Raw genomic sequence first — 15,641 nt, forward strand, 5'->3', positions numbered from 1 at the left:
GAAAATTTTCTTTATAGCAATTTTTATAAATATTAAGTAAATATATTAATTTTGAATTTAATAAGGAAATTTTCACAGGCTATATGCATATAAATATTATTAGTGTACAAATTGATTAGTCCTACCCATAATATAAGCAAGCTTTATTATAGACTTCTCTTCATCTGACATTTTTCTATTATACATTTTTTCAAATTGATTAACTAAAGCTGTGGTATTAACTTTATTTTTAGATTTACTAAGTCTTTTAGCGTTATTAGTAGTGTAGATTTTAGGATTTATATTAGTATTATAAATTTTTTTATATACCTCTGTAGTATAAAAAGCATCATAAAAAGCATCGTGAAATCTATTTTCAAAATTTATATTAAGAAGCTCAACAGCTGTTTTTAATCCAATTTTTGAACCTTTTGGAACATTAAAATAAGTTGAGGCATGTTTTTGGACATCAATGTATTTTAGGGGAATAAATGAGGTGGAAAGATTATTAAATTTCACATTTCTAATAAGTTCTTTTATATCAGCTTTTCCCCAAACACATAAGGTTACATCACTATTGCCAATAAAATTTATAAAATTATGGTAAACTGTAGTAAACAATTCAGAGGAAGAGAGTTTATCAATAGTTATATTAGTTAGGCTTTCTACATATGGATGAATGGTTGTATATACTTTAGGTTTTATTAATTCATTAAAGGTAGATATTGTTTCAAAGTTTTCATTAAGCTTTAATGCTCCAATTTGAATTATTTCAAAGGGGAGTTCTGATATGGTTTTATCATTAGAACTATTTGAATACTTTTGATTAAATTCTAGATCATATACTATATAGGTCATTATTTTCACCTACTTTATGAATTTAAATAGAAAAAACTAAAATAATAATTAAACTTATATAGATTATTATAACCATTTATTTTATATGTATATTATAATAATAAAGACTAATAAAACTAAGTTATTGTATATTTTTTAAAGAATATGCTATAATAAAAGAAAGAGAGGCGAGGTTTTGCAAGAACCTCGTCTCAATGTAGAGTTTTTTAGGGTATTAAGTTTACTATTCTTTCTTAGAATTAACTGGTGTTGACGCACCAGTTTTTTCTTTTTTGACAACTTTTGTTTTTTGGTTTTTATAATTTTCTACCTCTACGTTAAATAGACCTAATAGCCTAATTTTAAGTATTTTAGTATTTTTACCGCAGACAGTTATAAAAACTACGGCAACAACTATAAAAACTATTGCTAAAAATGAAAAAATATTCAACATATCACCCCCCTTCTTAGAATTGCTTCTTAAGAAAAGGAACCTTTCTTATGCATGAAAGGTGGGGGAAACTCTAACTCTAAAACCCACCGTAGTTAAGCTACGGTTCTTTATATATAAGTTAAACATCTAATATATTATACCATATTTTTCAAAAATGAAGAAGTATCAATAGTTTTAATTTGCTAATATAAGGGGAATGAATTCCTATAAATTTCTCTAAACAATTTAATGCATTTGGTAAAAGGAAGAGTGCATTTGCACGTATTTATGCCAATAAAAAGATTATATAAAGAAAAATTTTAAAAAATAAATCTTATTGTTGACAAATAAATTATGTAGCAGTAAAATAAACACCGTATCAATAGTTGAGTATGTAAACTATTGATATGGTGTTTATTTTGTCATTGGTCAATAAAATACTGATTTTATACATATGATATATTTAAAAAATTATTATAGAAGGTGAAAAGGATGTTAAAAAATAATAAATGGATTATGATTAAAGGAGCTAGAGAGAATAATTTAAAAAATATAGATGTTAAATTTCCTAGAAATAAAATGAGCGTAGTAACGGGAGTTTCTGGCTCAGGAAAATCTTCATTAATGTTTAATATATTTTGTCAAGAAGGAGAAAGAAAATTTATAAGTGCTACAGGAAAAGCTCCAGATAAGGTTAAGCGTCCTGATTATGATAATATATATGGATTAGCACCCATTATAAGTGTTAGCCAGAATAACTATAATAATAATCCTAGGTCTACAGTAGGTACATATAGTGAGATATATACTTATTTACGTTTACTATATACAGCTATTGGTGAAATGGAATGTCCACACTGCCATAAAAAGATTGAATTAGCTAAAATGCGTACTCTACCCGCATCTATAAGGGAGGATGATAGTTACAATGATGAAATGTATTTATGTCCAGAATGTAGATGTCCAGTAGAAAATATTACAATGGCGCATTTTTCTTTTAATACTACTGCTGGAGCTTGTGAAAAATGTATGGGTTTAGGTGAAGTTGTTGATCCAATTTATGATAAAGTAGTTGATCATAACCTTTCAATAAAGGAAGGTGGAATTAAAGTTTGGAAAAAAGGATTTGTTTGGCATTTTGGACCGTTACTGGTTAGAGCCGCAAAATATTATAACCTTCCATTGGAAACGGAAGATCTTGAAAGACCAATTGGTGAGTTAGATGAAATGGTGAAACATCTTATTTTATTTGGTACAGATGATCCTAAGATTCGAGAATTATGTCCAGATAAACCTGCCCCTATTAATATGAAAGATGGAAGATATGAAGGGGCTATTAATAGCTTAATGAGAAGATATGAAGAAGAAGCACAGGAAGATGGAAGAGCAGAAGATATTTCAATGTTTTTCAAATCAATGACCTGTCCAGAATGTAAAGGAACAAGGTTAAAAAAATCTAATTTAGAAGTGATGGTAAACAATACTCCTATACATCATGTTTTTACTAAATCCATTAAAGAACTTGTAAAATGGATAAATAGATTAAAGGCATCTATTTCTAATGAATACTTAGAAATTGCAAAGACAATAGTATCTGATTTAGAAGAAAGATGTGAAAGTTTATGTAATGTGGGCCTAGGTTATTTATCTTTAGATCGTGGATTTTCTAGCTTATCAGGAGGAGAAGCACAAAGAATGAGACTAGCTTCTTTATTGAATGCTGATTTATCAGGAATGATCTGCGTTTTAGATGAGCCAACTTCTGGATTACATCCTAAAGATACTGATAAGTTAGTTAATTCAATAAAACAATTATGTGATTTAGGGAATACGGTTATTGTAATTGAACATGATTTAGATGTAATAAAGGAAGCAGACTATATTGTAGATATTGGTCCTGAAGCTGGAAGTGATGGGGGTTATTTAATATTTGAAGGTACTATTTATGATTTCTTAAAATGTGAAGAATCTATAACTGCTAAATGGTTAAAGAATGATAAAAAAGAGTTAAAAACACAGTGTAGAAAAGGAGATAAACAATTAATAATTAAAAATGCTACTGCAAATAATCTAAAAAGTATTAGTACTGCTATTCCACTAAATACAATTACTGTTATAGCAGGGGTATCTGGTTCTGGTAAATCTACCTTGATTTTTAATGAGTTACTAAATTCTTTAAATACAGATTTGAAATGTGAAAGTGAAAAACTAGAAGGGACAGAGCATATAAATAGACTTGTAGTTGTAGACCAAAAAGCTATGGGCAAGGTTTCACGTTCTAATGCAGCTACTTATACAAAGGTTTTTGATGATATAAGAGATTTTTTTAAAGAAGAAGCAAAAAAACAGGGAAAAAATATTAAAGCATCAGACTTTTCATTTAATGTGACAGGTGGTAGATGTAGCACTTGTAAAGGTACAGGAAAAATAAAAATTCAAATGCATTTTATGAAAGCTCAATTCATTACCTGTTCTTCTTGCAGAGGTAAAAGATATAATGAAAGGATTTTAGGAGTAAAATACAAAGGGTATAATATTGCTGACGTTTTAGAGATGACTGTTAAGGAAGCAAGAAATCTTTTTTATGATATTTCAAAGATAAGAGTAAAACTTGATTGCTTATATAATATTGGATTAGGATATCTAAAGCTAGGTCAACCAGCAGATACTTTGTCAGGGGGAGAGGGGCAAAGAATAAAACTTGCATCTGAATTAACTTTGAGTAAAAATAAAAATACACTATACATTCTTGATGAACCTTCAAGAGGATTGCATGAAAATGACACGGAAAAATTAATGAATATATTAAATCAACTAGTTGAAAAAGGTAACAGTGTTATTATGATTGAACATAATTTAAGTATTATTAGTAAGGCTGACTGGATTATTGAACTTGGACCTTGGGGTGGAGATAAGGGTGGATATTTAATTGCAGAAGGAACACCACAAGCAATAAGAGAAAATCCAAAATCAATTTTAAAAGAATATTTATAAAGTGATTCATAGGTTTAAGTGGAGTTTGTTTGTGATAAATACTCTCCATCTGGACCTTAAAAGAACTTATTAAGGGTCGTATCAATGCTTATCACTGGCTAAAGCAGATAACCAAGGGATAAATGTGAAATAAGCTATGAAAGGAGTAAGAAGTATGACAATTAAAGAAGAGTTTAAAAAAGAATATATTGCTTTTCAGTGCAAGATTGTTTCTCATCACAATAATTTTAATATAGAAGGAATTTCTTCAGCCCAATATAATATTCTTGATTATTTAGAAAAAGAGGGTTCTAAAACTACCCGTGATTTAGCAGAAGCCTTAAATATTACAGTATCTGCTGTTTCTAAATTAAACAAAAAATTATTAGAAAAACATATGATCATGCAAACTCGTGATGAAAATGATAGACGATATTTTTATAATTCTATAACAGATGAAGGGCGTGGTTTTTTAAAAAGAGCAGAAGCTTCAAGGAATGAAATTGTAAAGGGAATTGAAGATAGCTTAACTGATGAGGAACTAAAGGAATTTATACATATATGTAAGAAAATAAACGAATCTCTATAGTTTTTTTATAATACTTTATATGAGTTTTTAGTTATTATAGTGAGATTAATAAATAGATTCACTGATGACTATTGTGAAAGTCATAAAGTATAAGACGATGTGTTTAAATGTTGTTTTTCTTAAATGATGCATCTGCTAATATTTCCTCAAATTTAGAATGTAGAAATGTATATAAAAGTTGAGATTAAGCAAAGTCACAGTAAATGCCAATAATCATTGTTAAATTAAGTATATAATTATATAATATTTATATACACAAGGATATAAGTAGACGGGGGTAAACAAATGACAAATGTAAAAATTAGAGCAATAGATGTGTATCACCCAGAGAAGCAGGTAGAAAACAAGTATTATTTAGAGCATTTTGAAAAACAAGGTAAGGACATAGATAGACTACTTAAGGCTTTTGGCAAGGATAAGAGGTATATTATAGATAATTTAACTGAAAACACATTAACTATGGGGATAGAAGCATCTAAAAAAGCTTTAAAAAAAGCAGGTCTTACTGGAGAAGATATTGATTTGATCATATTTACAAGTCAATTTCCAGAGTACACTATTCCACCTCAATCATTAATGGTTCATAGAGCTATAAATGGAAAGGCGCAAACATTTTGTACCGATAGCAATGCTGATTGTGTTGGTATGATTGTTGCATTTGATTATGCCAGTAGATATCTACAAAACAATAAGGATATGAACAAAGCTTTAATAATAGGTTCAGACTACATATCAGTTCATTGTAGAGAATATGATGAATATACCTATCCTTTGTTTGGGGATAGTGCTTGTGCTGTAATACTTGAAAAAACAGAAGAAGACTGTGGATTTGTAGATAGTTTTTATAGTACTAATTCTGAAAATCCGGATATTGTAAAGTTCCCTGCCTCTGGATCTTCAAAGATCTATGATAGTGATATTAATGAAAGAAAAATTCACTGGACTCCTTTTGATGGAGCCTTCATAATTGATTATGCAAAAGAAAGCGTAGATAAATTATTGCAAAAACACTCAATGAACCTTACTGATATTGACTGGTTCTGCTTTTCTCAATTTGCTTTGCCCATAATAGACGGGAGTGCAGAGAAATTTGGAGTTGATAGAGATAAGTTTATTTATGTAGGTAACAAATATGGATACACTGGTACAAGCAGTCCTTTTATAGCATTATATGAAGGGATTGAAAATGGGCAAATAAAAAGAGGAGACAACGTCGCCTTTTGGTCAATAGGTGGCAACTGGATAACTTGTGCTATGCTTATAAAATATTAAAATAACCCCGTTAAGTATGTTTTTCAGAAGTATCTTTAGCTGAAAAACATACTTAACGGGGAGTTTTTTTATATAATTTCCATATTATTTAAGCCTACAGTTCTTGCAAGTCTACCAATCTGCATTTTTAGAATGTTACTGTTTTTAGAATTTCCTACAGTTACTAAGATTTTTTTAAAATTATTCATTTTATACATTTCAAAACAACCTTGAAGCAAAGGTAATACTTCGGGTCTATTTAATTGTAAATCTGAACAATCAAACTTTAGGGTATACTCCATTGGATTTATTTTCAGAACTTGAGTTTTATAAGATTTAACATATTCCTCTCCGTCTTCCTGTGTAAATACTCCCTCTGTAAATATCTCTAATGTCTTTGTAGTGTCATTTCTTTTAAAATCAAATTTTTTATCCATGTGAACAGCTCCTCTTTCTACAAGTTTAGGGTAACTTGTCCTATATTTTAATAACTTTGTTTCTTATATTACATTTAAATTTACTGTTTTTGCAAATAAGAAACTTTTGGAAATTACCAATAATATTATAACATAAATTATATAATATTTAAAACATAAGTAATAATTAAAATATAAATTTTAACTTAATAATATCTATTATAAAAATTCTTACTAAATCAAAAAGCAAATTTATATAATAAATACCTGCTTTAATATTTCTTGATGAAACTTCAAATGAATATTAATATTTGCTCAATTCTAACATAAAATGTTGCATTATATGTAAATTTGTAAAGAGGAGGCTATATATGTCAGTTTATTTATTTTTATGGCATAATATGATAAAATATTAATGAGATTTATGATATTGTTATAAAATTTAATAAAATTATTAAATTTATTAAAATTGTAATAATATCAGTTAGGGGGCACACATGAAAAGTATAAAAGCAAAACTAATAGTATCTTTAGGACTGTTAATAGGAATTATATGTATAGGACTTGGAGGTATATCTTTCATAAACTCGTCAAAGGCGTTAACTTCAAATATAGGAAAGACTTTACCTAAGATTGCAGAACAATCAGCTAGTAATATACAAGGGAGAATTCAAGGACAACTTAACTCCTTAGAGGTTGTGGCAACAATAGAAGGCATAAAAGATACTGAAAATTCATGGGAAAATAAAAAGTCAATTCTTTTAGGAGAGGTTAAAAGAAATAACAGCGTAATTATGGGTGTAGCCGATAAAAATGGTGATACAAAATACACTAATGGTCAAGATATTAATATTAAGGAAAGAGTATTTTTTCAAAAAGCATTATCTGGTGAAAGTTATATATCAGATCCTTTGATAAGCAAACTAGATGGAAGTATAGCAGTTGTCTATGCTGTACCAATTAAAAATAGTAATGAAGTGGTAGGAGTATTAATTGAAATAAGAGATGGTAATCAACTAAGCAATTTAAGCAATGAGATTAAATTCGGGGAAACAGGCAGTGGATATATGATAAAAAGAGATGGGATAACCATCGCCCATAGCAATAAAGATTTAGTTATTAATATGTATAATACCATTGATGAAGCAAAAAAAGATACAAAATTGCAGAAGTTAGCAGATATTGAAGCGAAAATGGCATTAGGGGAAACAGGAATAGGTGAATATCAGTATGAAGGAATACATAAATACATAGGATATGCGCCGGTGAAGGGAACTGAATGGTCAGTAGGAGTAGTAGTGGCAAAAGATGAGGTATTATCAGAACTTAACAGCTTAAAGTTGTCTGTTTTAGTATCATCTATATTATTTTTATTAGTTGGACTTATAATGGTTTATATAATTTCAGAAGGAATATCAAAAGGAATAAAATCAACTTCAAAACATTTGGAGTTATTAGCTGATGGTGATTTATGTAAAGAGGTCTCCCCTAAATATCTAAAACTAAAGGATGAAGTTGGAGAGATGACTAATTCCATGAAGGTAATGCAAGATTCATTAAGAAATATGATTAATGGAATAAAAGAAGTATCTTCAAATATAAACATGCAATCAGAGAACTTATCTTCAGTTTCAGAGGAGATAGCAAGTTCATCTCAAAATGTTGCGGAAGTAATAAATGAAATTGCAAGGGGGACAGGATCACAGTCTGAAGATTTGATAAATATAACAGAGATTCTTGATGATTTTAGTTATAAGCTATCTCAAATGGTTAAAGAAATACAAGATTTAGATTCAAATGCCAGAAAGATTATTTTAATGGCTAATAATAGCAGTGGAGAAATGGATAAATTAAATCAATCTGTAACAAATGTTGGGGACTTATTTAAAACATTTAGTGGTAAGGTTATAGGTCTTGGAAAGGATGTAAATGAGATAAATGATATTACCGGTATAATAAATAATATTGCAGAGAAAACAAGTTTATTAGCATTGAACGCAGCAATTGAGGCTGCTAGAGCAGGAGAGTCTGGAAGAGGGTTTTCAGTGGTGGCAGATGAAATAAGAAAACTAGCTGAACAGTCAAAGGCATCATCGGAAAAAATTAGCACATTAATTAGTGGAATATCTAAAGGTGCAGATACTATAGTTGAAGATTCTGTTGGTATTGATGATGAATTAATAAAACAAGTTAATATTATCAATAATTCAATATCATCTTTTAAAGAAATTATAGAAGAGATTAATGAAGTGATTCCTAAGATAGAAACTATTAAAAGTTCTGCAGAAGGTATAGACAGGGATAAAGATGATATTTTGGTTAAGGTAGATGGGGTGTCCAGAGTGGCACTTGAAGTTTCAGCATCATCAGAAGAGATTGCAGCATCATCAGAGGAAATGAATGCGTCAACAGAGGAAGTAGCGGCAGCCTCCCAAGAACTTAGCAGTATGACTAGTAAAATGTTTCAGGAAGTAAACAAGTTTAAGATTTAAGTTCAAAAGAATAGCAAAAAAGTGGAGCGTAGAGGATACGTATTAAGAAATATTCACAAAATAAGGATGATGAATATACTAGAATTTGAAAGAAATATTACCAAAAAGCCTTATAATTATGGATACTTAATTGAAAAATATATAAAGACAATTAAAGGGATATATTATATATGCATAACATATCCCTTCCTTATGTGTGATCTATAGATAAGTTGTTAATAGATTTGTGAACTAATATATAAATTCTACATTCATTTACTAAAATAGATGAGGCTTAGAGGTAGGAGATTATTAATAGATAACTTCGCAGCCTTCTAATAAAATACTATTTAGTATTTTGGATGAAGGTTCTGTGTCTGTAATGACGGCTTCTATGTTGGCAAAGGAATCAAGCTTATAGAAGTTTGAATGATTAAACTTACTGCTATCACATAAAAGTATGGTGCTTTTTGAATTTTTAATCATATGCTGCTTTACTAAGGCTTGAGTTTGACTGGCCTCATAGGCACCATTTTCATCTAAACCTCTACAAGAAATTATAGAAAGATCTGCTCTAAAATTATCAATAAAATTGCTTGTAAATTCACCTATTATAGAGGTGGAACCTGTTTTTAATTGACCGCCGGCTATAAATGTGGTGATAGAATCAAGTTGAACCAAATCTAAGGCTGTTTTAACACCGTTGGTTACAACTGTTAGATTATCGTAATCATTAAGAAGATGACAAATGCTTCCTACTGTGCTGCTTGAGTCTAAAAATATTGCATATCCATCAGAAATAAAGTCTAGAGCCAGATTACATATGTAGTTTTTTGCTTGTTGATTCTCCATTTCTCTAAACATATGAGGGTACTCTATATTGAAATTTGGAACTAAAGAAGCTCCGCCATGAAACCTTTTAATAAGACCTGCCTTTTCAAGTTCAATCAGATCCCGTCTTATAGTTGCTATGCTACAATATAGCTTTTGACATAAATAGCTTGTAGAAACTTGTTTTTTTACCTTTAGTATATTAAGTATTTCTTCAGATCTCTCTTTTGAAAACATATTAAAACTCCTTCTTGAACTAAAATGAACTTTTATGAATAAATAATATCATAGAAAACGATATTATAGCAATAATATGTTCAAATATATACAAATGCATATTAGGAGGTATAATTAATTTATAAGAATAAAATATAATAATTAATAAGATATAGGAGAAAAAGAATGAATGAGAAGGAAATAAGAGAGCAAATATGCGATATTTGTCATAAAATGTGGCAACTTGGATGGGTAGCTGCAAATGACGGGAATGTGTCAGTAAAAATCGATGAGGATACTTTTTTAGCAACACCGACGGGAATAAGTAAAAGCTTTATGAGCCCTGATAAAATAGTAAAAATAAATTCTAAAGGTGAAATACTAGAAGCAAAAGATGGGTATAAGCCATCTAGTGAAATAAAAATGCATTTAAGATGTTACGAGGAAAGAGAAGATGTAGGAGCAGTAGTGCATGCTCACCCGCCAACAGCTACAGGTTTTGCACTAGCTCATAGAAATATGGATACATATTCATTAGTTGAATGTGTTATAAGTGTAGGTTCAGTGCCTATTGCAAAATATGGAACACCATCTACAGATGAAGTGCCTAATGCTATAGCACCTTATCTTCCAGAACATGATGTGATACTTTTAGAAAATCATGGAGCACTAACAGTAGGTAAAGACTTATTAACAGCTTATTATAGGATGGAAACTTTAGAGCTTTGGGCTAAAACAAGTTTAGTAGCTCAGCTTTTAGGGGAAGAGAGAGAACTATCTAAAGAAAATATTGATAGACTAATAAGTATGAGAAGTGCTTATAAGGTTTCTGGAAAACACCCAGGTTATAAAAAGTATAATAAAACTGAAAATGAATAAAGGTATAATTAATGTTGAATTGGAGGAGCATAGATGCTAAAAAATGTTCTTGCTTTTGACTTAGGTGCTTCTAGTGGTCGAGGCATATTGGGATCCTTTGATGGAAATAAAATTGAACTTAAAGAAATTCATAGGTTTACAAATACAGCTATTATGAAACATAATATAATGTATTGGAATTTGCCTCAGTTATTTGATGAAATTAAAAGAGGGATGAAGATGGGAGAGGCTGAAGGTGGATACGACAGCATTGGAATTGATACCTGGGGAGTAGATTATGGGCTTATAGATAAGGATGGAAATCTACTAGACAATCCAGTTCATTATAGAGACACACGAACTTTAGGTATGATAGACGAAGTAGCAAAGGATATAACAAAAGATAAACTTTATACTTTAACTGGAAATCAAATTATGGAAATAAACACCTTGTTCCAGCTTTACTATGAGTATTTAAAAAAGGATAAAACTATTTCAGAAGCCACAACAATGCTCATGATGCCAGATTTATTTAATTACCTTTTAACTGGTGTGAAAAGAGCGGAAAAATCCATAGCTTCAACAACACAGATATTTGATCCATATAATAAGAAGTGGAACGATTATATTATAAATAAGCTTGGCTTTAATAAAGATATATTCCCTCAAATTATTTCACCAGGAACAGAAATTGGTCCTATTAAGGAAGAGTTAATAGAGGAACTAGGTATAAACATAAAAACAGTTATTGCAGTATGTGGCCATGATACTGCAAGTGCAGTTGTAGCTGTACCATCTAAAAAACCATTTATCTTTATATCTTGTGGTACATGGTCACTTTTGGGAACTGAATTAAAGGAACCTTTAATAAATGAAAAGTCCATGAAGTATAATCTTACTAATGAAACTGGTATAGATGGTACCACTAGATTCTTAAAAAACATAAAAGGACTTTGGCTTATTCAAGAAAGCAAAAGACACTTTGAAAAAGAAGGAAGAAATTATACCTATAGTGATCTTGAAAAAATTGCTGATAAAGCAGATGCGTTTACTTGTTTTATAGATGTTGACTCAGACGAATTCCAAATGCCAGGGGATATGCCATTAAAGATTCAAGATTATGCAAAGCGTACAGGACAGTATATACCAAAAAGTGATGGAGAAATAGTAAGATGTATATATGAAAGCTTAGCATACAAGTATAGATACACCTATGAACAGATAAGTGAATGTACAGAAGAAGAGTATGAATCCATTCATATGGTGGGTGGTGGAATTAAGTCCAAATTATTGTGTCAAATGACTGCAGATGCTCTAGGACTTGAAGTAATTGCAGGTCCAATTGAGGCAACAGCTATAGGAAATATAGTTGTTCAATTAATTGCTCAAGGAGAGATTAAAAACCTTCAAGAGGGAAGAGATATAGTAGAGAAATCTTTTGGTACAGATAAATATATTCCATGTAAAAATAAAGTTTGGGATGATAACTACATTATATATAAAGGTATAATTGAGAAGGCGTAAGATGAATTATAGGAGGAGATAATATGAGTTATCCTAAAATAGGAATAAGGCCTACTATTGATGGGAGATGGGGAGGCATAAGAGAGGGCCTCGAAGAGCAAACAATGAATATGGCTAAGGCCGCAGCAAAGCTTTTAGAAGAAAATCTAGTGTATCCAGATGGAACCAAGGTAAAGTGCGTGATTTCAGATACCACTATTGGAGGATCCTATGAAGCTTCAAAGTGTGCTGAAAAGTTTTCTAGTGAAAACGTTTGTGCGACTTTAACTGTAACACCTTGTTGGTGCTATGGAAGTGAGACTATGGATTTAGATCCACTTACCATTAAGGCTGTATGGGGATTTAATGGAACAGAGAGACCTGGAGCTGTTTATTTAGCAGCAGTAATGGCAGCATATGCTCAAAAGGGTCTACCTGCATTTTCTATATACGGGAGAGATGTACAAGATTTAGATGATAAAGAAATACCAGAAGACGTTAAAGAAAAGATCTTAAGTTTTGGTAAATGTGCTATAGCAGTAGGAGTTATGAAAAATAAATCTTATGTTAATTTAGGCGCAGTATCTATGGGAATAATGGGGTCCTTCTGTGATCCAGAATTCTTCCAAAAGTATCTTGGAATAAGAGCTGAATGGGTTGATATGACTGAAATATTAAGAAGAATAAATAATGGGATTTATGATAGTGAAGAATATGATGTAGCAATTAAGTGGGTACAGGAAAATTGCAAAGAAGGCTATGATTTAAATCCAGAGGATAAAAGACGTTCCCCTGAAAAGAAAAAAGAGGAATGGGAATTTGTAGTTAAGATGACCTTAGTTTGCAAAGACATTATGTTAGGTAATCCAAAGTTAAAAGAATTAGGATTTCATGAAGAAGCCATGGGACGAAATGCTATTGCAGGAGGATTCCAAGGACAAAGAATGTGGACGGATTGGCTACCAAATGGAGACTTTACAGAAGCTATTTTAAATTCTTCCTTTGATTGGAATGGTAAAAAAGAGCCTACCATATTAGCTACAGAAAACGATACATTAAATGCGGTTTCTATGGTTTTTGGAAAGCTTTTAACTGGAACTGCTAGTATATTTGCAGATGTAAGAACTTATTGGAGTCCAGAGGCTGTATTAAGAGTTACAGGAAAAAAATTAGAAGGTAGAGCAGAAAATGGATTTATCCATTTAATTAACTCAGGAGCAGCTGCACTAGATGCAGTAGGGCTTTCAAAAGACAAAAATGGTAAGGATTGCATTAAACCATGGTGGGATATGGAGGCAAATGATATTAATGCGTGCTTAGAAGCAACAGATTGGTGTCCAGCGAATCTTGGATACTTTAGAGGTGGAGGATTTTCATCACATTTTAAGACTCAAAGTGAAATGCCTGTTACATTAATCAGATTAAACTTGGTTCATGGAGTAGGACCGGTGCTTCAAATTGCAGAGGGACACACTGTGACTCTACAGGATGATATTCACAAAATATTAGATGAAAGAACAGATAAGACCTGGCCAACAACATGGTTTGTTCCAAGGCTTGGTTCAAAAGGTTTTGAAGATGTATATAGTGTCATGAAAAACTGGGGAGCAAATCATGGAGCATTTAGTTATGGACATATAGGTAAAGAATTAATAACCTTAGCTAGCATGCTTAGAATACCAGTTTCACTTCATAATATTGATGATAAGGATATATTTAGACCTCACAGCTTCGCAGCTTTCGGGACTAAAGATATAGAGAGTGCTGATTATAGAGCTTGTAAAGCTTATGGTCCATTATACAAATAAAATAAATCTACAATATTAATAAAAGCATATATTCCTTAATAAAAATAAAAAGATGGAGGGAAAAAAATGAAAAAGGCATTAGCGTTATTACTTGCAGTATCAATGAGTATTGGAATAGTAGGATGTGGAAGTAAAGGAAGTAAGGGAACAGATACTGGGAAAAAAGATGGAGATAAGGTACAGATAAGACTTTTAACTAGAATGGCAGGTACATCAACTCAAGTAAAAATATATAAAGATATTGTAAAAGATTTTGAAGCAAAGCATCCAGATGTAACCGTTGTAGATGAATCTCAAGGAGATGAATCATCTTTCAATAATAAGTTAAAGACAGATTTAGCATCAGGGACACTTCCAAATATATTCAGAATTCAAGGGGTAGCTAATCTTGGAGAATATATTAAAGGTGGATTATTAATGAATATGGATCCAATTTTAAAAGAAGATCCAAAATGGGGCGAAGGATTTACTAAGGGAGCTCTTAGCTACTATCAAGTTCAAGGCTATGAAGGTACATATGGAATTCCTATGGAGTCAGGGCTTATTGGAGTATACTACAATGAAAAGTTGTTCAAAGAAGCGGGTATAGAGAAGTTCCCAGAAACTTGGAACGAATTTAAAGTAGCTATAAAAAAATTAAGTGATAAAAAAGTTACACCAATAGCACTTGGAGCTAAAACTACATATATGGCAGGTCACCTTCATGACCAAATATTTTACAAGTATATGGGAACAGAAGCAGCAAAAAAATTAGGATCTAGAGATATGAAATGGACAGATCCAGATGTAGTTAAAACATTAGGCTTTGTAAAAGAATTAAATGATATGAAAGCTTTTGGTGAAGATGCTGCAGGTATTAGCGATGATATAGTTTTAACAGAATTCCTTCAAGGAAAAGCTGCTATGATTATTACAGGACCTTGGAACTTAGGTAAATTTACAAATCCAAGTGAAACAGAGTATACTGAATCCATAAAAGTTGCTAAATTCCCTTATTTTGAAGAGAAACCTGAATTTAAAAATGATGATATGCAAATATTAAGCCCTTACATGGTTAATGGTAAACTTCAAGGTAAAGAAAAAGAATATACTATTGAATTACTTAAGATGTTAACTTCTGCTGAAGCTGCAAAAAGATTTGCAGAAGAATCACAATTCCTTATTCCAAGAAAAGATATAGAAATTGATAAATCAAAGGTTTCATCACTATTTTTAGATAACGTAGATCTAGGCGCAACTTCTACAGGAATAGCAGTAGACGTATTTGACTTTGATCCACTTCCATCCATGCAGGATAGAACTAGAAACTCTATAGTAAGTATGTTTATAGGTAAGACACCAGAAGAAGCAGCAAAGGAAATACAATCAGAAGTAGATAAATCTAAATAAGGTAAGGTTAGATAAATATAACTAAAGTAAAAGCTTAATAATCTAAATAAATTTTAAAAATTTGAATAAATCAGTTATAAAAGTTCC

General features: G+C 30.8%; 12 protein-coding genes. 8 read left to right on the forward strand and 4 right to left on the reverse strand.

All coding sequences use genetic code 11. From position 1 onward, the window contains the following. Nucleotides 1–99 precede the first annotated feature (99 nt). On the reverse strand, nucleotides 100–837 hold the full coding sequence (locus KQI89_RS08805) for a 3'-5' exonuclease (protein WP_216456797.1): 738 nt from the start codon (nucleotides 835–837) through the stop codon (nucleotides 100–102). 223 nt (nucleotides 838–1,060) lie between these two features. Continuing rightward, nucleotides 1,061–1,270, reverse strand: a complete 210-nt coding sequence (locus tag KQI89_RS08810) for a hypothetical protein (protein WP_216456798.1) — start codon at nucleotides 1,268–1,270, stop codon at nucleotides 1,061–1,063. Between the two features lie 471 nt (nucleotides 1,271–1,741). On the opposite strand from KQI89_RS08810, the gene uvrA reads away from it, so the two are divergent. From uvrA to KQI89_RS08825, 3 genes are all read left to right on the forward strand, one after another. Next, nucleotides 1,742–4,243, forward strand: a complete 2,502-nt coding sequence (uvrA, locus tag KQI89_RS08815) for an excinuclease ABC subunit UvrA (RefSeq protein WP_216456799.1) — start codon at nucleotides 1,742–1,744, stop codon at nucleotides 4,241–4,243. Nucleotides 4,244–4,397: 154 nt separating this feature from the next. Then, nucleotides 4,398–4,811, forward strand: a complete 414-nt coding sequence (locus KQI89_RS08820; protein WP_216456800.1) for a MarR family winged helix-turn-helix transcriptional regulator — start codon at nucleotides 4,398–4,400, stop codon at nucleotides 4,809–4,811. A gap of 285 nt (nucleotides 4,812–5,096) precedes the next feature. Further along, nucleotides 5,097–6,083, forward strand: coding sequence for a ketoacyl-ACP synthase III (locus tag KQI89_RS08825; RefSeq protein ID WP_216456801.1), 987 nt, complete (start codon nucleotides 5,097–5,099; stop codon nucleotides 6,081–6,083). 68 nt (nucleotides 6,084–6,151) lie between these two features. Here KQI89_RS08825 and KQI89_RS08830 read toward each other — a convergent pair whose 3' ends face one another. Further along, complete coding sequence (locus KQI89_RS08830; RefSeq protein WP_032120494.1) at nucleotides 6,152–6,499, reverse strand: hypothetical protein; 348 nt, start codon at nucleotides 6,497–6,499, stop codon at nucleotides 6,152–6,154. A gap of 476 nt (nucleotides 6,500–6,975) precedes the next feature. Between KQI89_RS08830 and KQI89_RS08835 the strand changes: the two genes are divergently transcribed. Beyond that, entirely contained in the window at nucleotides 6,976–8,970 is a 1,995-nt protein-coding gene (locus KQI89_RS08835) for a methyl-accepting chemotaxis protein (protein WP_216456802.1), read from the forward strand. A 291-nt stretch (nucleotides 8,971–9,261) separates the two neighbouring features. Here the strand turns inward: KQI89_RS08835 and KQI89_RS08840 are convergent, their stop codons facing one another. Beyond that, on the reverse strand, nucleotides 9,262–10,017 hold the full coding sequence (locus KQI89_RS08840) for a DeoR/GlpR family DNA-binding transcription regulator (protein WP_032120496.1): 756 nt from the start codon (nucleotides 10,015–10,017) through the stop codon (nucleotides 9,262–9,264). Nucleotides 10,018–10,182: 165 nt separating this feature from the next. Between KQI89_RS08840 and KQI89_RS08845 the strand changes: the two genes are divergently transcribed. The 4 genes from KQI89_RS08845 to KQI89_RS08860 all read left to right on the forward strand — a co-directional run bounded on the left by KQI89_RS08845 (nucleotide 10,183) and on the right by KQI89_RS08860 (nucleotide 15,554). Next, on the forward strand, nucleotides 10,183–10,875 hold the full coding sequence (locus tag KQI89_RS08845; protein WP_216456803.1) for a class II aldolase/adducin family protein: 693 nt from the start codon (nucleotides 10,183–10,185) through the stop codon (nucleotides 10,873–10,875). Nucleotides 10,876–10,908: 33 nt separating this feature from the next. Next, nucleotides 10,909–12,378: a rhamnulokinase gene (locus KQI89_RS08850; RefSeq protein WP_216456804.1), complete on the forward strand. Its 1,470-nt coding sequence runs from the start codon at nucleotides 10,909–10,911 to the stop codon at nucleotides 12,376–12,378. 23 nt (nucleotides 12,379–12,401) lie between these two features. Next, complete coding sequence (locus KQI89_RS08855) at nucleotides 12,402–14,165, forward strand: L-fucose isomerase (RefSeq protein WP_216456805.1); 1,764 nt, start codon at nucleotides 12,402–12,404, stop codon at nucleotides 14,163–14,165. A 66-nt stretch (nucleotides 14,166–14,231) separates the two neighbouring features. Beyond that, a complete protein-coding gene (locus KQI89_RS08860) occupies nucleotides 14,232–15,554 on the forward strand; it encodes an ABC transporter substrate-binding protein (RefSeq protein WP_216456806.1) in 1,323 nt (440 codons plus the stop codon). Nucleotides 15,555–15,641: the final 87 nt, after the last annotated feature.

Origin of the sequence: Clostridium simiarum (genome assembly GCF_018919175.1) — a bacterium.
GTDB lineage: Bacteria > Bacillota > Clostridia > Clostridiales > Clostridiaceae > Clostridium_L > Clostridium_L simiarum.

Coding starts and splice junctions, on each gene's coding strand:
- KQI89_RS08805 (WP_216456797.1), bottom strand. CDS start 837: ATGACCTATATAGTATATGATCTAGAATTTAATCAAAAGTATTCAAAT.
- KQI89_RS08860 (WP_216456806.1), top strand. CDS start 14,232: ATGAAAAAGGCATTAGCGTTATTACTTGCAGTATCAATGAGTATTGGA.
- KQI89_RS08810 (WP_216456798.1), bottom strand. CDS start 1,270: ATGTTGAATATTTTTTCATTTTTAGCAATAGTTTTTATAGTTGTTGCC.
- KQI89_RS08855 (WP_216456805.1), top strand. CDS start 12,402: ATGAGTTATCCTAAAATAGGAATAAGGCCTACTATTGATGGGAGATGG.
- KQI89_RS08825 (WP_216456801.1), top strand. CDS start 5,097: ATGACAAATGTAAAAATTAGAGCAATAGATGTGTATCACCCAGAGAAG.
- KQI89_RS08850 (WP_216456804.1), top strand. CDS start 10,909: ATGCTAAAAAATGTTCTTGCTTTTGACTTAGGTGCTTCTAGTGGTCGA.
- uvrA (WP_216456799.1), top strand. CDS start 1,742: ATGTTAAAAAATAATAAATGGATTATGATTAAAGGAGCTAGAGAGAAT.
- KQI89_RS08835 (WP_216456802.1), top strand. CDS start 6,976: ATGAAAAGTATAAAAGCAAAACTAATAGTATCTTTAGGACTGTTAATA.
- KQI89_RS08820 (WP_216456800.1), top strand. CDS start 4,398: ATGACAATTAAAGAAGAGTTTAAAAAAGAATATATTGCTTTTCAGTGC.
- KQI89_RS08840 (WP_032120496.1), bottom strand. CDS start 10,017: ATGTTTTCAAAAGAGAGATCTGAAGAAATACTTAATATACTAAAGGTA.
- KQI89_RS08830 (WP_032120494.1), bottom strand. CDS start 6,499: ATGGATAAAAAATTTGATTTTAAAAGAAATGACACTACAAAGACATTA.
- KQI89_RS08845 (WP_216456803.1), top strand. CDS start 10,183: ATGAATGAGAAGGAAATAAGAGAGCAAATATGCGATATTTGTCATAAA.